This window comes from Paenibacillus sp. Z6-24 (assembly GCF_054161335.1).
The window spans coordinates 1,360,228-1,380,744 of record NZ_CP096398.1 but is presented as its reverse complement, the minus strand read 5'-3'; the positions used below and the strand labels follow the sequence as shown (position 1 = coordinate 1,380,744).

The window sequence follows — 20,517 nt, the reverse complement described above, 5'->3', positions numbered from 1 at the left end:
ACCGGCTGGCAGCAATCTCGTGGTAAAGACAACTATTATTTATATCGGTTGATACCCTCTCATATTTTGTATTAATTTATGTATAATCCCTAATTTGATCAAAAAAATAGACAGCAGCTTTTCTCATGATGATGCCGCTGAGAAAAGCTGCTGTCCTGGTGGGGGTAACAAGGTGATCATGTACCATCACCTACTTTGAATGGAAGCTCTTCCGCTTCGGATTATATGGGATAATCCGAGCGGGTAGAGAGCCGATTCTGTACTGCTATTACTCGGTAACTGTGCCGTATACGAGTGTTGGCGCGTCTGCATGATCCGCAATACGGATATTCTCGTACAGCATTGCCATTACATCGTCTACATTCTCACGGTTGGAATGAATGGTTACGAGGGATTCGCCAACTTTGACGGAATCGCCGACTTTTTTGTTCAGCATCAGGCCGACAGCCAGATCAATCTCGGATTCTTTGGTTGCGCGTCCTGCGCCCAGCAGCATCGCTGCTGTACCGATCTCATCGGCTACCAGTTCCGCTACCACACCGTCCTGCTTGGCAGGTACTTCGATATGGAATTTCGCCTGCGGCAGGCGCTCCGGATGATCCACGACAGATGCGTCGCCGCCCTGATTCGCCAGGAACAGCTTGAATTTCTCCAGTGCTTTACCATTGGCAATGACTTCTTTGAGTTTTTGCTCGGCTTCTTCCAGGGAGCTTGCTTTGTTGGCCAGGAAGACCATCTGGCTGCCCAGTGCAAAGCACAGTTCTTCCAGATCTTTTGGACCTTGTCCTTTGAGTGTGTCGATCGCTTCCTGGATTTCCAGGGAGTTACCGATCGCAAGTCCGAGCGGCTGGCTCATATCGGAGATAACGGCCATCGTTTTGCGGCCTACGTTGTTACCGATGCTTACCATGGCGTGTGCCAGTTCTTTGGCATCTTCCGGTGTTTTCATAAATGCGCCTGCACCTGTTTTAACATCCAATACGATTGCGTCGGCACCGGCAGCGATTTTCTTGCTCATGATGGAGCTGGCGATCAGCGGAATGGAGTTGACGGTTGCTGTTACGTCACGCAGTGCATACAGCTTTTTGTCTGCAGGCGTCAGGTTGCCGCTTTGTCCGATAACGGCGATTTTGCTTTCGTTAACGAGCTTGATGAATTCATCCTTGGTAATTTCCACATGGAATCCTTCTACCGCTTCCAGCTTGTCGATTGTACCACCTGTGTGTCCCAGACCGCGTCCGGACATTTTGGCTACTGGGATATCGAGAGCCGCTACGAGTGGAGCCAGTACCAGTGTTGTTGTATCGCCTACACCGCCGGTGGAGTGCTTGTCGACTTTGACGCCTTCGATCGCGGACAGGTCAATTGTCTCGCCGGAGTTCACCATGGCCATCGTCAGATCGGCACGTTCGCGCTCGGTCATATCTTGGAAGAATACAGCCATGTTGAACGCACTCATCTGGTAATCCGGAATCTCGCCGTTGGTATATCCTTCAATAATAAAGTTGATTTCTTCCGTAGTCAGTTCTTTACCGTCACGCTTTTTCTCAATCAGGTCTACCATTCTCATCGTTGGATCTCCTCACTTGTAGTGGAATATTTAACATGAACCTAACATCGATATAAGCAGCTGCAGAGCATCCGAAGCATTGTTCCTCTCTATCCGATGCTGCTGTGCTGTATGTGTCCGGGAAAGGTGATGGTGATCCGCATGCCCTAGTACGGTGTACACGATGCAGCGGATGTCCAATCACCCTGTTCCCGGCTGTCTGCCGTCTATGCTGGACGGTTAGCGATCCGGATTACTTTTGAAAAGAGATCGCTGCGTCCAGAGCCACTTCCATCATATCGTTGAATGTAGTCTGTCTTTCTTCGGACGTTGTCTCTTCGCCTGTCAGCAGATGGTCACTTACGGTCAGAATAGTCAGTGCGTTCACACCAAACTTGGCCGCCAGTGTGTACAGTGCGCTGGTCTCCATCTCTACACCCAGTACGCCATATTCCATCAGGCGGCCGGTGATCGTCTTGTCATCACGGTAGAAGGAGTCCGAGCTGAAGATGTTACCCACATGCAGGTTCAGACCTTTTTCTACGCCACGATCATAAGCTGCTTTGAGCAGTGGGAAGCTGGCCACCGGTGCAAAGTTGTATCCACCGAAGATGTGGTTATTCATGCTGGAATCAGTGCTTGCCGCCTGGGCGATAACTACGTCGCGTACTTTGACGTTCTCCTGCATACCGCCGCATGTACCGACGCGGATCAGGTTCTTCACGCCGTACTCGCTGATCAGCTCGTTCACGTAGATGCTGATCGATGGCAGGCCCATGCCTGTACCCTGTACGGAAATGCGCTGGCCTTTGTACGTACCGGTAAAGCCGAGCATACCGCGTACTTCGTTATAGCAGGTTACATCTTCCAGATAGGTGTCGGCGATGTATTTGGCGCGCAGGGGATCTCCCGGCAGCAGGATGGTTTCGGCGATGTCGCCGGGTTTGGCAGCAATATGAACACTCATTTGTATATACCTCCGAATAAATAGTTTGAGCTTCGAAGCGACCTCGCTTCAGCAATGGATCGGCTTTCACCCTCTGTTAAAAATGAATATCCGGAATGACTGCCTGCAGCAGTCGATATTCATTTTTAAAGGAGGCCGTTACGCTGTTTCAGTCCGATTCCATTGCTTCCGTTTGGACGGAAGCCATTTTTATGGAGGGGTTAACGGCATTCGCTTAACCCCTTGAAAAATAAAACATAAAGAAAATTTAGTTTCCTTTAAATCAATACACTTGTAAATCAATACACTTGCGATGTACTGGTTATGCTTTGTCGCTGTTCCTCCCGATCTTACTTGAGATCGGACAGGAAGCTTTCGCCGTATTCGGGCATCGTTACGCCGAAGTTCTCGGCTACGGTTGCGGCGATGTCGGCGAAGGTTTTGCGCAGAGGGAGTTCTTTGCCTCCATTTGCAAAACGTTTGGAGTAGACGAGCAGGGGCACGTATTCACGGGTATGATCGGTTCCGGTGTAGGTTGGATCGTTACCGTGGTCGGCAGTGATGATGAGCAGGTCATCTTCTTCCATTTTCTCGAATACTTCCGGCAGGCGTGCATCGTATTCTTCCAGTGCGTCGGCATAGCCTTTTGGATCACGGCGGTGACCGAACAGAGCGTCAAAGTCGACCAGGTTCAGGAAGCTCATACCGTGGAACGGCTTGGATACAACGTTCACCAGCTGATCCATGCCATCCATATTGGACTTGGTACGGATCGATTCGGTTACGCCTTCGCCGTCGTAGATATCGGAGATTTTACCGATTGCGATTACGTCCAGTCCGGCATCCTTCATCGCATTCATCGTCGTCGGTCCGAATGGCTTCAGTGCATAGTCATGACGGTTGGATGTACGGGTGAATTTGCCGACTTCACCGACAAATGGACGCGCGATAATGCGGCCCAGCATGTACGGATCATCCAGTGTAATCTCACGGCAGAACTCACAGATCTCATACAGTTCCTTGAGTGGAACGACTTCTTCGTGTGCGGCAATCTGCAGCACGGAATCGGCGGAAGTATAGATGATCAGCGCTCCGGTCTTCACATGCTCTTCGCCCAGTTCGTCGATAATCTCGGTACCGCTGGCCGGCTTGTTGCCGATGACTTTGCGGCCGGTCTTCTCCTCGATGCGCTGGATCAGCTCATCCGGGAATCCGTCCGGGAACACGCGGAACGGGGTATCAATATACAGTCCCATGATCTCCCAGTGTCCGGTCATCGTGTCTTTACCGCGGGAAGCTTCCTGCATCTTGGTATAGTAGGCAAGCGGCTGCTCCGCTGCCGGTACACCCTCGATTTCACGGATATTGGACAGACCCAGTTTGGCCATGTTCGGCATGTTCAGTCCGCCGTTCTCACGGGCAATATGTCCGAACGTATCAACATCCACGTCGCCGAATTCTGCGGCATCCGGTGCTTCACCGATCCCCACCGAATCCATTACTACCAAATGTACACGTTTGAATGGTGTCATCGTTGATTACTCCTTTCAAAATAGACAGCTTGCTGAATCATACGCCATGTCATACAGGATATAACACCCTGTAGCCATGCTCAAACAGCAGGGGCTGCCCGAGAAGTACGATTCAACAAGCTGATAAGCTGTAAAATTGTGCAAAGGACTATTTTACAACAGATAAGTTACGATTGGAAATACTCTTTATTACAGGAACAGACCGGCGATGATCGCGGACAATACGCTGACCATAGTCGCGCCGTACAGCAGCTTCAGACCAAACTTGGCAACTTCGTTACCTTTCTTCTCGTTCAGGCCTTTAACCGCACCGGAGATAATACCGATGGAAGAGAAGTTGGCAAAGGATACGAGGAACACGGATACGATACCGATTGTGCGTGCGCTCAGCTCGGTGTGTTTGCCCAGATCCAGCATCGCCACGAACTCGTTGGATACCAGCTTGGTCGCCATCAGGCTGCCCGCTGTAACCGCTTCGCTCCAAGGTACACCCATGATGAATGCAAATGGTGCAAAAACATAACCCAGCAGTTCCTGGAACGTGATATGGAAGATCAGATCGAACAATCCGTTGATCATAGCGATCAGGGCTACGAAACCGATTAGCATCGCAGCTACCGTAATGGCAACTTTGAAACCGTCCATAATATACTCGCCCAGCATTTCGAAGAAGCTCTGTTTCTCTTCTTCCTGTACTTCCAGTATATCTTCTTCCTTGGTTACACGATATGGATTAATGAGTGAAGCGATGATGAAACCGCCGAACAGATTCAGTACAAGCGCTGTTACTACGTAACGCGGCTGCAGCATTACCATGTAGGAACCGACGATGGACATCGATACGGTCGACATGGCGGAAGCACACAGCGTGTACAGACGGTGCTTCGGCAGCATACCGATCTGCTTTTTCACCGAGATGAATACTTCGGATTGTCCCAGAATCGCGGATGCTACCGCGTTGTAGGATTCCAGCTTGCCCATGCCGTTTATCTTGCTCAGCACCAGACCGATGTAGCGGATGATGAACGGCAGAATTTTGAAATACTGCAGAATACCGATCAGCGCGGAGATGAATACGATTGGCATCAATACGCTGATAAAGAACGGCGTGGAACCTTCTTTGTAAGCAAATCCGCCGAATACGAAGTCCGTACCTTGATGCGCATACCCCAGCAGGTGATTAAATACGGTTGAGAATCCGCCGATCAGCCATGCACCTGCAGTTGTATTAAGCAGGATAAAGGCCAGTATCGCCTGGAGCACAATCATGATAATGAGCGGACGATAGCGGATATTTTTCTTGTCATTGCTGGCAACATAAGTCAGTGCGAACACTACGAGAATACCAATAATCGCGATAAGATATTTCATAAAAGATTAGCTCCTATTCTAAATCTGCATCCCATCCGGTGCAGGCACCCGTTCATCACGGTCAATATTGTAACTTGCTGTGAAACATTTGCGAAACGCTTTCTTAAAAATCATAAAGCGCTTACATACTTTGCCAAAAGAATGACTCCCTGAGGATCATCTTTTTAAAAATAAAGTGAAACGGTTGCTGCTGTGGCTGAATATTGGGATTATCCCATCAGCCTTTGTTCATATCCTTGGCCTGGAAATATCCCGGCAGAATCTCGGATACGCTCCATTCGCTAACGTCTCCCTTGAGGTTCGTCAGATAGACGCGAGTGTTCTCGTCGCTGAATTCCGCAATGACCTGGCGGCAGGCTCCACATGGAGATACCGGTCCGTCCGTATCGGCTACGATCGCGATTGCATCGATCTTGCGAATGCCTTCGGAAGCAGCTTTGAAGATTGCAGTACGTTCTGCACAGTTGGTCAGTCCGAAGGATGCGTTCTCAATGTTCGCTCCACCGTATACTTTGCCATCTGCGAGCAGTGCCGCGCCAACCTGGAAGTTGGAATAAGGTACATAGGCGTTCTGGCGCGCTTCAATCGCGGCCTGAATCAGTTGTTCTTTCATCGTACATAGCCTCCTTGGGCATGAATATTGACGATAATGAAGCCGGAAAGCCAGACGGCCGGAAGATTGCCACTCGGATGAATGGTCATGTTGTACTGCAATCTCCGGCAGCCTCTCTGTCCTGTGTACTGCCTGACCATCGATTCCGTCTCTGCTGCTGGTCGCAGACCGGACGGAATCGATGGGCTGTTGTGAATTAATAATCGGAAGTGGATTGTCCACCTTCCATAATCTTCACACCGGAGCTCGCGCCGATACGTGTCGCGCCGGCTGCAACCATCTGGTTCAGGTCTTCCAGGCTGCGTACGCCGCCGGAAGCTTTGACGCCTACATCAGGTCCTACCGTTTTGCGCATCAGGGCGATATCTTCTGCTGTCGCTCCGCCAGTAGAGAAACCAGTGGATGTCTTCACAAAGTCTGCTCCAGCTTGAACAGACAATTCGGAAGCGCGAACTTTCTCTTCGTCGGTCAGCAGGCAAGTCTCGATGATGACTTTTACCAGTGCTTTACCTTTGGCTGCATTGACAACCGCCTGGATATCACGCAGTACCAGATCGTTGTCGCCGTCCTTGAGGGCGCCGATGTTGATAACCATGTCGACTTCGGTTGCACCGTTCTCAATGGCATTCGCTGCTTCAAAAGCTTTCACTTCAGGAGTGCTCGCTCCCAGAGGGAATCCGATAACGGTACATACATCCACTCCGCTGCCTTTGAGCTGCTCTGCGCAGTAGGCTACCCATGTGGGGTTGACACAGACAGAAGCAAACTGGTACTTTCTCGCTTCATCCGTCAGTTTGGTGATTTCCGCCTTTGTTGCGTCCGCTTTCAACAATGTATGGTCAATAAGCTTGGCCAAATTCATATGTGTATCGCTCCTTTAAACTATTCATTATTTCATACTCTTGTTATTACCCTGGATAACAAATTGCATGCTGTGTATATGGCAAATCTGTTGTGATCCTTGTTTGCATTAACATCATAGCACTGGTATGAACAAATGTAAAACAGTTTTTGAAAGTTTGTTCAGAGACGGACGAACAATCGTCAGAAGGGGAAAACTATTGTATGATAGCACAAAATTCGCGGATTGGCATGTGAATTTTTCGTGAGGAGGATTTGAGTTGTTTTCGGGTTGTTAGATGTTTCTTAGAGAGCTAAATGAGTATGGACATCACATACTACAAAAGAAGTAACCGTTATATTCCATTTATCTACTGAATATTATTTAATTTTTGTCTAATCTCTTAAGATTAAAATTTGAACCAATCACCAACTAATTTAATAAAACTCAATAGAAATGTCTAATTTTAAATAGATATACATTTATAAAATAACTTAAGATTTATAAAAAACTTAGCGTATTACTCTTCATTAATTGAAAATTATTATTGGCTTATTATGCTAGAAGACTTTGTTGAGACGTTAACCATGAATTTTTCTTGAGGTATTCCTAGTTCTTTTGTTGTGTACAAAAGGTAAATATTATCATTTTTTGTAACTTCAAGTTTCACCCAATGATTTGTTTTCTTCACTCCTAATCCTATAATTTCATTAGTTTTAATATTAACAGGTATGTGAGTCACTTCCCCAGTCTTTAAATCTTTAAGATAAAGTTCTGCAGAACTATTTTTTTGAAATAAATTAACCAAATCAATATGATATTCATATTTTTGATCAGCAGTGATTTTAACTGAATCACTTTCTATTTTTTTATTTATCCAACCATAATTTTTCACACTATTAACTAAAGCTATGGAAATTAAGAGGGTTATTATTAGAGATATACTAAGACCTATATAATCTAATTTGCTTGTTGGGTTCCATCTTTTAATAAGAATTAGGACAAGTAGTGTGCTAAATAATAGAAGCGGTAATCCCACGTACCATAGATATGCAGTACCTATAATATCCATACCTCGTTGAAAATATGCAGTGGCACCAGTAATAAACCAAAAAAAGCATATAAGGCTAGTTATAATAATAATTAAAAGTGTAATTTTCAGCGCACCCTGCATAATAATTATTAACTCCTTTTGTTTAATAAAATTCTAGTCTAGACAGTATCAAGTAGCTATCTAGACTAGATTAAATAGATAATACTTATTATAAGGCTTTAAAATATAACTTTTTATTTTACTTTTCACTTGTTTTAATATTTTAAATAATTTTCTTAAAAAGATCCTCCAGAACCTGAATACCAATATCTTCCTTTATGCAAAACCGGTTCAATATACTTCTTCCATATTTTCACGTCACTATGCATCGTAGAATGTGATTCAATTTTTGTGCCTTTCTCTCCATCTTTAGCATATATATTATCTGCATTATCAAATTTCCTTGTCAATGTAGTTCCTGCTAACCACCAGTGTCCTGCCATATCTCCCTGTACTATATCTCTTTCATTATAAACATTTATATGTTGTCCTACCTTGGTCTCCAATTGATATTCTCTTACTGGGGTTGCAATGGTAACTAAAGTGTTTACAGGTACTTTATCTTCTAATAAGTTTGCGACCATAATTGCTACATTACCTCCATGACTATGTCCGATTAATCTTACTGGTTCATTAGGATGATCCTTTTGCCATTCATAAATTCTACCAGCAAACTCTTCAGCTGCATCCGAACGTGCATTATTATTATTCTCACCTGACCAATTTAACTTCTCACTTGTTTCATTGAATACCTTCTCAATATAATCAACAAATTCAGGTGTCCAAGTATTCCCATCAGAAAAAGTTCCATGAATTAACCAAGCTTTATTTCCATAGGGATCAATATGAATCAGTGGGTTATTATGAACGTAAGTATAAAGGTTCAAACTTAATGGATTTGTAAGTTCCCCTTCATATGTGTCTTCATTCAGAAATCTCCCAATACTAGGATCATAATATCTTGATTTTAAATAATATAATCCTATCTCTCCGTCATATATCTCTCCAGCATACTTAAACTCATTTGTCACCGTCTCTTTTTGCTGGGTAATGTTCCCCCACTCATCATAACGATAGCTGTTCACCAGACTGCCATCTGTTCCAATCATCTGTACGACATCACCATGTCCGTTATACAGATAATAGTAATCCTTCTTATTCGTCTGGTCTTTTTTGACAAGCACCCGGTCACCGCGAATGTAGCTGGATGCTGTACCATCGGCAGTTTTGTCAGAAACCACCTTACCGGCTCCATTGTATCCGTACTGGGTGACTTTGGTTCCCGTAGTCTTTTTGGCTCGTAGTCCGTCTGGTAGATAGTCGAAGCTGGTTTTACCTTTGGCTGTGGTTGCAGATGTTAGTGTATTCTGCAGATCATACGTATAGCTTGCCGGCTCTGTCTCCGGCAGTTCCTGGGTATCACTCATCGTCTTGCGGTTGCCGCGCAAATCATACGTATACTGGGTCTCGCTGCCGTCGGCTCTTTTCACCACTGTGAGACGATTTAACTTGTCATACGCATACGTTGAAGTCTGTGCTGCACCGCTCTGCACCTGTTCCTTGATCTCTGTAATGTTGCCGTTAGCATCATATTGATAGTTATATACCGACAACAATTGGTCGCCTTTTGTATTGGTCAGTCGGGACAGGCGATTCAGCGGATCGTAGCTCATGGTCTCACGCAGGGTCGTTCCATCCGACAGGGTAGGGAACGTGATACTGCGTACTTGACCAAGGGGTGTGTAGTCATATTGTACATTCGCTGTCTTGGCCGTTGTGCGGGTCTGACCGCCAAATGATGAGAGTTATCACCCGATTCATTCGGCACTGGATGGAGATAAAACAATGACCTTGAAGGCGTTACCCTCAAGGTCTATAAATATCTACTGACTGACTTTGTCGAGCATTGATTGCAATTGAGTTATTCTTTGGCTCATACTTATGAGAGAGTTTATTTGGGCCAATTCTGAAATAAATTTCTTCACATTATTAATCACCTCTTCGCTAAACTCCTCCTTTTTGACTATAATGTCTTTCCATTCGGGATAAACTCGATTCTCTAAAGGCTTGGTAATGACATACTCACTAATGAAACTGTCCGACTGAATCACGCTCACAAGCAAGTCATTATCAGCAGAAATAAATTCAAGCCATGTATTGTAAGATTCTGTATCCTTTATCGCTACATACTTCGTATTGTCTATTAAAAGACATACTTCTAATAAATTTGATAACCAAGTTGAAATAATGTCAAAACCCTGTTCACCCTCTGCCAATTCCCTATCATGGTAATAACCATAATTAACTGAATGCAGATTTAACTGAAAGAAGCCCTCAATTCCGCCTTCCTTTTCAATTGTATCTAAATTCATTTTTTTCCAGTAACTCTCATCAATAATAATTCGGTATTTTATCTCAAACAAGTTTGATTACCTCCCGAAATCAGCTGGTGTTAGCTTATGTTGACCAAATGCTGTATCATTTTCATTTATCATACTAATAAAAAAACCATATGAGAGTATAATATTCCCATATGGTTTAAAATATGAATTTAAGTGACTATCTTCCAAATAATCACACTATTAAAAATCAATAAATTTAAATCCTGTTTAATTTTCCAATTTAACTAATAAAAATAAGTCGCCGTCTTTATTTAAGATAAGTTCTTTATTGTTGGTATAATACATAATATTCCCATCACCATAATAAATTTTTTTATACTTAGCATCCTCATATAGACTTATCTCTTTTAAACTTTGAAGATTTAAATTTGTTGCTATAGTACTTTCTTTTATCCAATCAATATCAGAAAAGAAGCTTTCATCGGAACTTTTACTAACTTTATAAAATATAGGTTTTTTATTCTTTTCTTTACCGAATTTAATAGAATTTGAACTGAGTATGATTTCTGTCCCAATTAATTTTTCAATAGTCTGTTCATCATTTTTCGAGCTACCAACTCCATAGGCATAAATACGTTTCACCTTCCATTTACCTATCAGATCCTCTACTAATTCAGGTGTTGATTTATTAATAACTACAGCAGAGTTAGTGATATCTGATTCTGGAGTTTCAATCTGTAAACTATTATTTTTTATTCCACAGGAAGTAGCTAAAAATAAATTTAGAACCAAAAAAATTACTATACCTATTTTTTTCATTGTATGACCTCCTTATTTATTCTAAAAACCTTTAGGTATCTTTCTGTTATAATTCCTTTTATAATCACCTTTCACGAACATTTCCCATTCATCATATCTACGCAAATATAATCCAGATAACTTCTTACCACTAGCTTTTACCCATAAAAGCATTTCATTTTTAAACTCATTTTGAAATTTAGCAGACGAAAAATTTCCAGATGCCAACATTTCTCCCGGATCACTTCCTAAAAAGTCTCCCCCATTGAACCTCCAACTAACAAGAGCATCAAATTGTTGTTGTGTAAAAACTACACCATTTTTTTCCGCCCATTTATTTACATAATTTTCAGCTTTATTATGAATATCTGATTTTAATAAAGATTGTGCTTGATCTTCTGTAATACCTTTCAGCAAACTTTCCTCTCCAGGTTGAATTACATGCCCATAACCTATCGTTTTTATATCTCTTTTTTCTTCTTCTTTTGTAGCATAATACCATCGTCCAGAAAATGTTTCATAAGTTTTAAGAAACTCGACTAGTTTATCACTAGCATGTTTTTCTATGTTATCTGGAGTTACTGCTGGTTTACTAGGATCTTCTTTAAACGTATAATGTCCTGTTGGATCTGTATAAATTAATGGATTATTCTCTACATACGTATAAATATTTTGACTTATTGGATTTTCATTTTCGCCCTCAATTATATCTTCATTTAAAAATCTTCCTATACTTGGATCGTAATACCTAGCTTTTAAATAGTATAATCCCGTCTCTGCATCATACGTCTCCCCAGCATATTTAAACTCATTCGTCACCGTCTCTTTCTGCTGGGTAATATTCCCCCACTCATCATAACGATAGCTATTCACCAGACTGCCGTCTGTTCCAATCATTTGGACTACGTCACCATGTCCGTTATACAGATAATAGTAATCCTTCTTATTCGTCTGGTCTTTTTTAACAAGCACCCGGTCACCGCGAATATAGCTGGAAGCTGTACCATCGGCAGTTTTGTCAGAAACCACCTTGCCAGCTCCATTGTATCCATACTGGGTGACTTTGGTTCCGGTAGTCTTTTTGGCTCGTAGTCCGTCTGGTAGATAGTCGAAGCTGGTTTTACCTTTGGCTGTGGTTGCAGATGTTAGTGTATTCTGCAGATCATACGTATAGCTTGCTGGCTCTGTCTCCGGCAGTTCCTGGGTATCAATCATCGTCTTGCGGTTGCCGCGCAAATCATACGTATACTGGGTCTCGCTGCCGTCGGCTCTTTTCACCACTGTGAGACGGTTTAACTTGTCATACGCATACGTTGAAGTCTGTGCTGCACCACTCTGCACCTGTTCCTTGATCCCTGTAATGTTGCCGTTGGCATCGTACTGATAGTTATATACTGACAACAATTGGTCGCCTTTTGTATTGGTCAGTCGGGACAGGCGATTCAGTGGATCGTAGCTCATACTCTCACGCAAGGTCGTTCCATCCGACAGGGTAGGGAACGTGATACTGCGTACTTGACCAAGCGGTGTGTAGTCATATTGTACATTCGCTGTCTTGGCCGTTGTACGGGTCTGACCGCCATTGGTCTGAATCTGGGTTAGACGGGATTTATCGTAGCCATAGTTGGTGAACAGGCTGTTACCATTCAGACTGTTCTTCTGGCTCGTCATCCGATCCAGCGAATCGTATGTTACATTCAGCTGTGCATTGTATCCATTGGCTGTCGAGACCAGATTGGTGACCCGATCCAGCTTGTCGATGGTACTTGTCTGCGTGGCTGTTTTGGTACCGTTCAGGTACAATTCATGACGATCTGTAAGCAGATTGCCGTCACTGCCAAAGATGCTCTTGGTCTGCAGCGTGCTGCCGTCTGTCCCTTTTAGAGTAGCTACAGTACGTTGGCCGCGTTCGTCATATTGATAATTCGTCACGGTGCCATTGCGGTCCGTTTGCTGATCGTTCAGACCACGCTGATTGTAGGTCAGATCAGTACTGTTACCGGATGGATCGGTCTTCTTGGTCATCTGGCCAAGCTCGTTATAGTCTTTGCTGTACAGGGTCTCATTTTTGCCTGTTGTATCGCTAATTGTCACTTTGGACAAACTGCCGATTCCATCATAATCATAACGGCTCGTCTGATCCATCGCATCCTGTACGGAAGTCAGACGGTTCAATCCGTCATACGTAAAGGCTGTAGTCACGCCGCTAGCATTACGGTTATTATTCGGGTCGGTATAAGTCAGTATGTTCCCGACCAGATCATACGAATAGCTCTCCCTGATCGGTTGGCTGCGGGCCGATCCATCCTGGTAAGCGAGCATTCCTGTCATATGTCCGTACGCATCGTAGGATTGCTCCACATAGTTAAGCTGGATCGCTGCATTGCCCGGGTTGGAGCGATAGGCAGATACCTGATCGGCTGCAACAGCAAACCGTTTGGCTTTATGTTGAGTCAGCTCGGCTTTATTCACAAACATGTTGCCCTGGGCATCTGTAAATTCTATCTGCTGGCCCCATGCGTCGTAGGCTGCAGTCTGGGTATTGCCAGCCGGGTCTATTGCATAGACGGCACGCCCCTGATCGTCCGGATGATACTGGGAACGGGTCCAGCCATTGGTGCCATTATACGTCTCATCTACACGCAGGAAGCCCATGCCATCGTAATAGGAGGACTGGCGTGTCAGTATGGTCGTCGCACCCGTCGCTGTATTGGTATACTGGCGGATGCTGTCCACTCGCATCGTCAGGATACCGCTGTTGACGCTGTCTGCCTCGGTACTGTAGGCACGATTGGTGTAGGCATACTGGTCTTCTACTGCGTATACGGTGCCATCCAGATTGGTGATCGATGGAGAGACAATCCGGGTCGGTCGGCCGAGAGCATCGTAAGTCGTCGTTGTCTTGCGTCCATCGCTGTCCGTTTGTTCTGTTAACAGACCCGTGCCGCTATCGTACTTCATTGTCTGACGAACGGTTTGTGTATTTTTGCCTGCATTGGTCAGTGTCTGGGTCTGTTCGGTTGGATAGGCATAGTTATAGTCGGCACCGAATGTTGTCGTGACGCTGGTGCTCATACCATCGCGCACTTTACGAGTTTCGGTGACTTTCTGGATCTGGTTGGGCCCCGATGGTGAAGGTTCATAGCTATAGTTGGTTACTTCTCCTGCAGCATTGGTTGTACTTTGCAGACGACCGGAAGTGTTATAACTGTATTGTTCGCTGATTTGTTTGTTATCGCTTTGATACCATGATTTGCTGAGTGGCAAATGGTACACAGGATCATAGGTGTAGTTTACGGTATGACGTGCTCTGGTATCAGCGTTGTTATAGTCGCTTTCCAGCAGGTCATCGGTTTCAGCTGATGTGCCACCCCAGTCGGTATAGGTAATATCCTTGTAGCGGGTGACTGTGCCGTTCGCATCCTTCTGAATCGTTTGGATTTTGGTAGGGTTGTATTCATAAGTTGGATCAAACTGCTGATAATTCGTTGTAACTGTCTCGCCTTGAGGGTTCTTGGTTTCTGTGGAAAGCAACTGATGTTTACCATTGTAGGTATTAGTGATTTCAGTTCCATCAGCTGCTGTGCTGCTCTTAACATGGGCAGTTTGAGAGTAACGGTATAAGGTACGATCCCCACCATTAGCCTGATTAATATCATAATATTTGGTATAGTCATTAATATAGGTATAATCGATTTGATTCATTCTATTACCCTGGCTATTATTCGCCAGAAGAGGAACATCATAACGTGAACGAATTCTGTATTCTGTGCTCTCTCCTTTGTTCCCTGGTCTACGACTTGCTTGCTCATATTCATAATGTGTGACAGAACGAGGAGAAGTCACTTGGTTTAGCAAGAAATAAGGTTCATCTACAAAGTTCTTAGAACTCTTAAAGCGAAAAGAAGCATTAACCACGCTATAATGGAAAGTTTGCTTTTCTTGCATATTATTAGTAATACTTTGTAGTAGCGGTACATATCCTTGATCTTTTTCATTTTGAATCAATTTAGCTCTGCTTTTGGTATAAACCACTTTTTGCTGGGGCTGACCTTGAGGATTATATACAGTAACAACGATATTTTCCCCTTGGAAATCATCACCCTGATTCAGTTTGGTTTCATAATCAAAAGTCACTTTGCGCCCGAGCGTATCTGTAATATAGGCTAGTATAAAACCACCCCAACCTTCAGTCACTTCAGAGTTTACTTTCCGATCCTGATAATGGTAGGTAATTGTATTTCCATATCGGTCTACTTTACCAATCAGTAAACCAAAAGAAGAAAAGTATTCTTTAGTTCCATCTAGCTGTTTAGTCAGATAACATGCTTGTAATTCTCCGTTAGAAAATTGCTCAGCATCTGGAATATATCTTGAAAATGTTAGAAGAACACCGCTCTCTTTTTTTATTTCAACAGTAGGTTCATAACCCGTATAAAGCCTATAGCTTTGTCCTGTACCCGAATGATAGACAAAATGAGCATAATTGCAGTTAGGTCCTCCTCCTTCTACAGAAGGAAGTCGGAAAGACCATCCCATTCCTAAATCATTCCGCTCATAAGTGTAGCTGCGTTTATACACGCTAGCACTACCTTTTTTAGAAGATTTTCTTGTAAAAGCAGAAGTATCCAAGGAATCGTAACGTACTCCAATATCCAAATCCAGCCCATCTCGTCCCGGAAGATGGATTTGATTAGCATTCCAAGTTAAACTACCGCTTGAAGTACTAATATTTTCCGTATTTTCCGGATTCTCATCATATTGCTGTTTGCCCAGATTATCAATTCGTTGATCATTAATCATATCATCCAGTGCACCAGTTAGAGCAGCCGACAGCGTCATTGCAGGCGCGCTGGAATTTTCAGCTGTCAATCCTCGTATCGCATGTAGACCTTGTGTAGAGAGCATTGGTCCATATGTATCATCCTGTACGTTTCTATATACATCTTCTGTAACAGATGCTTTGTTGTATTGTTGCTCTAATTCCGCCCATTTTATGTTCTGTTGACGATAGTCTTGCCAGATCTGATCTCCGTCTTTGCCTGTGATCCGGTGCAGATATTCAATCCAGTAAATATCTACAGGTGCTGCTCCATCCTTGAGCAGCAGGTAAATCTTCTCTTCTCCCAGTTCAGTAATCGGCTCTGGTTCCGGAAGTGTCGTCGTCTCGGATTGGAGAGCGAAGGAATTCACCCGGGAATTTGCTGCCGGATAGTCCAGCTGCTTGAGCTTCTCTTCCAATGCATCCATCTCTGGATCATCTTCCTCGTATACATCACCGTAGACGCTCTTCGCAACCGTCGTCCATTGATCCGGATCGGTATCCGGCGCCGCTGCCGTGCGGCTTGGTGGCTGAACGGAAGAGAATGTTTCTTTGGATGCTAACGTTCCAGCTGACGCATAGGCCGGTACCAAGATCATCTCCAGTATCAGCATCAGGCTGAGTATCCACACTACCGGGACCTTTAATCGCTTGATTATATTCACTTGTTTATCCCCTTCGAATCTCTGTTTATTTTTTGTTGGTTGCGCTCAGATTGACACTATAGTTCCCTTTTTCCACTTTTTTATTTAGCAGATTACCGTTCTTGTCGTAACTGTATGTGACTTTCTGTGTTGCTGTGTAGGTAGTGGTCAATCTGCCATTGATATCGTATTCATACACTCTGGTAGAGGCAGCAGAGGCTGTAAGTACAGCGGAGAACAGGATACTTACAGAAAATAGCACCACTGCGAATTTGCGAAGATAATTTGGGATCATATACGTCTTTTCCCTCCTTTCTTAATCGTATAGACGTGTAAATGGAAGTAAACTGCCCTATGTATGAATATACAGGGTATTAATAGCAGCTTACAGCCCTACAGCATCTTGCAGAAGATTATACTGCCTGTTTACAAAAATGGGAATAATACTTATTAATAAACTTTTATATTTATTATTCCAATAACTGTACATATGAGTCTATGTTTAATCATCACAAAAAAAGGCCAGCTGATCAGAAAATCAGCTGGCCTCTTTACATTCTATTATCTTCCTGTCCTCTACTTCGCCTGCCCGGCTGTCCATCTCGACTGCACGGTATACAGCACAATCACGATCACGACAAGCAGCGCCAAGCCGGAGAAAATATTGCTAAACGTATACGCTTCGCTAAACAGCGCAGCCGGGTTCAAATGAAATCCATTGGCATCGGTATCGATCACCTTGCCGATAATGCTCGTCGCCATTGCACCGGCGATAAAGTTCAGCAGGGAGAACATGCCCATCCCTACCCCGACCTGATCCTTGGTCAGCGTACGGGAGATCGTATTCGACATGGCTATCTGCATAAATGTCTGTCCCACATTGCCGAAAATCAGCAGGAACAGCACCACATATGGCGAGATGCCGACCATGATCGACAGCGTGACAAAGCAGATAAAGATCAGCGTGGTAGCAATATAGACGAGATACGAATTGCCTTTCCGGTCAGCCAGTCGTCCGCCCTGACGGCCCAGGATCGCCGAGCAGATCGCGGCCGGGAACATGATCAGACCGATAATCGCCGGGGACAGTCCATTCAGGCTGGACAGGAACTGCGGTGTCAGGAACGGCAGTCCAAAGCTCATGCCTGTCGCCAGAAAGGCGATAAACAGGCTGAAGGAATACTGGCGATTGCGGAACAGCTGAGGCTGGATAAACGGTTCCTTGGCCGTACGAATACGAACAATGAACAGCACGAGCAGAATAATACCGACCACGAGGCTGATCCAGTTGCTCTGGGAAATGGACAGCAGCAGCAGTGCCACCGCACCTCCGAGCAGTCCACCGCCGAGGAAGTCAATCTTCTGCGCCGTCCCCCTGGCATCATCCAGGTATTTACGGAAAAATGGCAGTGCAATCAGCGGCAGAATCGACAGCAGGAACAGAAAGCGCCAGCTGGCAAAGCTGGTCACAAGGCCCGATACAATCGGGGCAATCGCGGTTCCGAGCGCCAGACCGACTGCTGTCATACCAAGTGCGGCACCACGCTTTTCCTGCGGGAAGTAGCGCACCGGCACGATCATTGCGGTAGCCGGGATAACAGCCGCACCTGCAGCCTGCAGGACACGACCGAGAATCATCATCCAGAAATGGGTGGCGGTTAGACCGACGACCGAACCGAGGGCAAAGAAGATCAGGCCAAAGGTCAGCAGATCCTTGAGCCGGTACTTGTCCGCCAGCTTGCCGTACGTGACGGAGCCGACAGCATAGACGATCATATAGGCGGTCAGCAGCCAGCTGACCTCGGATGCTCCGATATGGAACTCCTGGCTGATAATCGGCATAACAACATTAAACATCGAAGCATTCATGACGGAGAAAACGAGCGTAAATGCCAGCACGCGCATCAGCTTATCGCCATTGGGGTAGACCTGTTCCTGATTCATGAGAGAATAAATTCCTTTCTATAAATAAAAAATATGGAGAATAAACACACCAAGCATAAAATAATAAACTCTAAAAAGTGACTGGTGAAAATGATTAAAAACAATAACAACAGCGAGCCGTTCAGGAAGACCGGTATACCGCATTCAGCTTGGACAGCAATCCGTGAAGCTGCTCCAGTTCCTCTGAGGTCAGGGCGTTGCGGGAACGCTGCTTGACCTCTTCGACCGCAGCATGGGCCGCCTGATGCATCTGCTGTCCGGCTTCGGTCAGTTCATTCTGTCGCATACGTGCGTCTTCCGGATGACTTCTGCGGGTGACCCAGCCTTTCTTTTCCATGCCGTTCATCAGGCTGGTCACGCTAGACTTCTCGATCATGAGCTGATGTTCCAGTTCTGTATTGGTCAGACCGGGTGAATGGGATAGTGCATGCAGTGCCTGTCCCTGCTGAGGGGTCAGACCGAGCGGACGCAGCGCCGTCTCAATCTCGCGCCGGATCATGATATAGAGCACTTTGACGATATGAGCCGGACTATTCCTTGTATCATCAGGCTGTATTGATGGAGAATCCATGAACAATCACTGTTTCCTTTCCGGTACAGATATTTCAAAATTGCATATCTTTATGCAATTAGTTCGAACTCGAACCAATATTAGTTTAATATGCAACTATTGTCAATACAAATGATCAATATTTTACATTGTAAAAGGCAAATCAAACAGCACGGCTGCCGGTATATCCGGCTTCCGTGCTATGGCCAAGTGATTCTATATTCAAGCACTTCGATAATATATGACTGTGTCTGAAGATCAAAGGACAGAATATGGCTATTCAAGATCTACTATGCAAAATATCGCTATTCAGAATATTGCTATTTCAGTATGATTTGCATTCACTCAACTGTCCCCTATTGCTCTTCTCCATTCTCTCCTCGTCCCGCTGAGCCCATATCATGTCTCACTTAACAGAGCCTGGGCGGTGAACTGATCAGTGACCAGAATATTCGCATACTTGCCCACCAGCGCCGCTTCGATTGCTTCGATCTTGCGCTGACCGCCGGTGACGAGAATGGATTTTTCCTTTTTACGCAGATCGGGCAGGTCGATGCCGACGGTGCGTTCATTGATTGCCGTGCTGCATATATTGCCGTCTTTATCAAAGAAGCGGGAGCAGATATCGCCTACACCGGTGCGCTGCAGCAGCTGCTGCTCTTCCTTGTTAAAGTAGCCGAGCCGGAACAGCAGCGCATCTTCCTTGACCGTACCGACCGTGAACATGGCGATATTGGCCTGCCGTCCCAGTTCAATGATGCGCTGGATATGGCGGTCTTCCTCGACCATGCGCTTGACCTCGATATTATCGAAAATCACCGGTAAAGGCAGATACCGCGCACTCGTATGATACGCTTCGGCGAACAGATTAACCGTCTCGGCCGCATACGTATTCACATGGGAATGGCTGACCCCGCCCTTGAGCTGAACAACCTCCACTCCGCGCACCTGCTTTTGCTCCAGCTGGCGGGCGACCGAGTACATGGTGGTTCCCCAGGTGACGCCGATAATATCCGAATCCTGCACAATCTCGTACAGATAATCGGCCGCCCGCTTGCTGATATGCTTCTGGATCTCCCGGTATTCATTGACCGGAGAATAGCATACCTGCACGGTATCGAGCTTGTACTTGCGCTTGAGCTGTTCACCAAGCTCGTCCAGATCTTCCAGTGGATCGACGATATTGATTCGTACGTAACCCTTTTCCTTGGCATATTGCAGCAGACGGGATACCGTTGGCCGGGACACGCCGAGCCGGGAAGCGATCTCCTGCTGGCTGTAGTCGGACAGATAGTATAACCGGGCGGTCTCGATGCTGAGCCGCTGTTTCTCATGATCCATAGTTTTCATCCCACATCTCTATCGTGATCTTGTCTGTGCCATTGCATGCACAGATACCGTTTACATATTATACATTTTTCCCAAAATAATTACGATGGGTAGACTATAATCCCCTGTCTATTACAGCTAAT

General features: G+C 45.0%; 15 protein-coding genes. All 15 read right to left on the bottom strand.

What is annotated here, in order from left to right:
* Positions 1 to 268 precede the first annotated feature (268 nt).
* The 15 genes from M1D61_RS06060 to M1D61_RS05990 all read right to left on the bottom strand — a co-directional run bounded on the left by M1D61_RS06060 (position 269) and on the right by M1D61_RS05990 (position 20,386).
* A complete protein-coding gene (locus M1D61_RS06060; protein ID WP_458121559.1) occupies positions 269 to 1,570 on the bottom strand; it encodes a pyrimidine-nucleoside phosphorylase in 1,302 nt (433 codons plus the stop codon).
* 232 nt (positions 1,571 to 1,802) lie between these two features.
* The gene (gene deoD / locus M1D61_RS06055) at positions 1,803 to 2,516 is read right to left on the bottom strand and encodes a purine-nucleoside phosphorylase (RefSeq protein WP_458121558.1); all 714 of its coding nucleotides are present in this window, start codon (positions 2,514 to 2,516) and stop codon (positions 1,803 to 1,805) included.
* A 329-nt stretch (positions 2,517 to 2,845) separates the two neighbouring features.
* Entirely contained in the window at positions 2,846 to 4,027 is a 1,182-nt protein-coding gene (gene deoB / locus M1D61_RS06050; protein ID WP_046213472.1) for a phosphopentomutase, read from the bottom strand.
* A gap of 189 nt (positions 4,028 to 4,216) precedes the next feature.
* Positions 4,217 to 5,398, bottom strand: coding sequence for a NupC/NupG family nucleoside CNT transporter (locus M1D61_RS06045; protein ID WP_458121557.1), 1,182 nt, complete (start codon positions 5,396 to 5,398; stop codon positions 4,217 to 4,219).
* 217 nt (positions 5,399 to 5,615) lie between these two features.
* Positions 5,616 to 6,011, bottom strand: a complete 396-nt coding sequence (locus tag M1D61_RS06040) for a cytidine deaminase (protein ID WP_046213470.1) — start codon at positions 6,009 to 6,011, stop codon at positions 5,616 to 5,618.
* Positions 6,012 to 6,207: 196 nt separating this feature from the next.
* On the bottom strand, positions 6,208 to 6,873 hold the full coding sequence (gene deoC / locus M1D61_RS06035) for a deoxyribose-phosphate aldolase (RefSeq protein WP_458121556.1): 666 nt from the start codon (positions 6,871 to 6,873) through the stop codon (positions 6,208 to 6,210).
* Between the two features lie 523 nt (positions 6,874 to 7,396).
* The gene (locus tag M1D61_RS06030) at positions 7,397 to 8,026 is read right to left on the bottom strand and encodes a hypothetical protein (RefSeq protein WP_458121555.1); all 630 of its coding nucleotides are present in this window, start codon (positions 8,024 to 8,026) and stop codon (positions 7,397 to 7,399) included.
* Between the two features lie 155 nt (positions 8,027 to 8,181).
* The gene (locus M1D61_RS06025; RefSeq protein ID WP_458121554.1) at positions 8,182 to 9,618 is read right to left on the bottom strand and encodes an RHS repeat-associated core domain-containing protein; all 1,437 of its coding nucleotides are present in this window, start codon (positions 9,616 to 9,618) and stop codon (positions 8,182 to 8,184) included.
* A gap of 210 nt (positions 9,619 to 9,828) precedes the next feature.
* A complete protein-coding gene (locus M1D61_RS06020) occupies positions 9,829 to 10,368 on the bottom strand; it encodes a hypothetical protein (RefSeq protein WP_458121553.1) in 540 nt (179 codons plus the stop codon).
* Between the two features lie 186 nt (positions 10,369 to 10,554).
* On the bottom strand, positions 10,555 to 11,106 hold the full coding sequence (locus M1D61_RS06015; protein WP_458121552.1) for a hypothetical protein: 552 nt from the start codon (positions 11,104 to 11,106) through the stop codon (positions 10,555 to 10,557).
* Positions 11,107 to 11,127: 21 nt separating this feature from the next.
* On the bottom strand, positions 11,128 to 16,572 hold the full coding sequence (locus M1D61_RS06010; protein WP_458121551.1) for an RHS repeat-associated core domain-containing protein: 5,445 nt from the start codon (positions 16,570 to 16,572) through the stop codon (positions 11,128 to 11,130).
* A gap of 25 nt (positions 16,573 to 16,597) precedes the next feature.
* The gene (locus M1D61_RS06005; RefSeq protein ID WP_458121550.1) at positions 16,598 to 16,846 is read right to left on the bottom strand and encodes a hypothetical protein; all 249 of its coding nucleotides are present in this window, start codon (positions 16,844 to 16,846) and stop codon (positions 16,598 to 16,600) included.
* A gap of 281 nt (positions 16,847 to 17,127) precedes the next feature.
* The gene (locus M1D61_RS06000) at positions 17,128 to 18,495 is read right to left on the bottom strand and encodes an MFS transporter (RefSeq protein WP_458121549.1); all 1,368 of its coding nucleotides are present in this window, start codon (positions 18,493 to 18,495) and stop codon (positions 17,128 to 17,130) included.
* A gap of 121 nt (positions 18,496 to 18,616) precedes the next feature.
* Positions 18,617 to 19,066 (bottom strand): MarR family winged helix-turn-helix transcriptional regulator, encoded by a 450-nt coding sequence (locus M1D61_RS05995; protein ID WP_458121548.1) that lies wholly within the window; start codon positions 19,064 to 19,066, stop codon positions 18,617 to 18,619.
* A 378-nt stretch (positions 19,067 to 19,444) separates the two neighbouring features.
* Entirely contained in the window at positions 19,445 to 20,386 is a 942-nt protein-coding gene (locus M1D61_RS05990; protein ID WP_458121547.1) for a sugar-binding transcriptional regulator, read from the bottom strand.
* Positions 20,387 to 20,517: the final 131 nt, after the last annotated feature.

Excerpts from the sequence above, each read along its gene's own strand:
- M1D61_RS06060 (WP_458121559.1), bottom strand. The coding sequence starts at position 1,570 with ATGAGAATGGTAGACCTGATTGAGAAAAAGCGTGACGGTAAAGAACTG.
- deoD (WP_458121558.1), bottom strand. The coding sequence starts at position 2,516 with ATGAGTGTTCATATTGCTGCCAAACCCGGCGACATCGCCGAAACCATC.
- deoB (WP_046213472.1), bottom strand. The coding sequence starts at position 4,027 with ATGACACCATTCAAACGTGTACATTTGGTAGTAATGGATTCGGTGGGG.
- M1D61_RS06045 (WP_458121557.1), bottom strand. The coding sequence starts at position 5,398 with ATGAAATATCTTATCGCGATTATTGGTATTCTCGTAGTGTTCGCACTG.
- M1D61_RS06040 (WP_046213470.1), bottom strand. The coding sequence starts at position 6,011 with ATGAAAGAACAACTGATTCAGGCCGCGATTGAAGCGCGCCAGAACGCC.
- deoC (WP_458121556.1), bottom strand. The coding sequence starts at position 6,873 with ATGAATTTGGCCAAGCTTATTGACCATACATTGTTGAAAGCGGACGCA.
- M1D61_RS06030 (WP_458121555.1), bottom strand. The coding sequence starts at position 8,026 with ATGCAGGGTGCGCTGAAAATTACACTTTTAATTATTATTATAACTAGC.
- M1D61_RS06025 (WP_458121554.1), bottom strand. The coding sequence starts at position 9,618 with ATGAGCTACGATCCGCTGAATCGCCTGTCCCGACTGACCAATACAAAA.
- M1D61_RS06015 (WP_458121552.1), bottom strand. The coding sequence starts at position 11,106 with ATGAAAAAAATAGGTATAGTAATTTTTTTGGTTCTAAATTTATTTTTA.
- M1D61_RS06005 (WP_458121550.1), bottom strand. The coding sequence starts at position 16,846 with ATGATCCCAAATTATCTTCGCAAATTCGCAGTGGTGCTATTTTCTGTA.
- M1D61_RS06000 (WP_458121549.1), bottom strand. The coding sequence starts at position 18,495 with ATGAATCAGGAACAGGTCTACCCCAATGGCGATAAGCTGATGCGCGTG.
- M1D61_RS05995 (WP_458121548.1), bottom strand. The coding sequence starts at position 19,066 with ATGGATTCTCCATCAATACAGCCTGATGATACAAGGAATAGTCCGGCT.
- M1D61_RS05990 (WP_458121547.1), bottom strand. The coding sequence starts at position 20,386 with ATGGATCATGAGAAACAGCGGCTCAGCATCGAGACCGCCCGGTTATAC.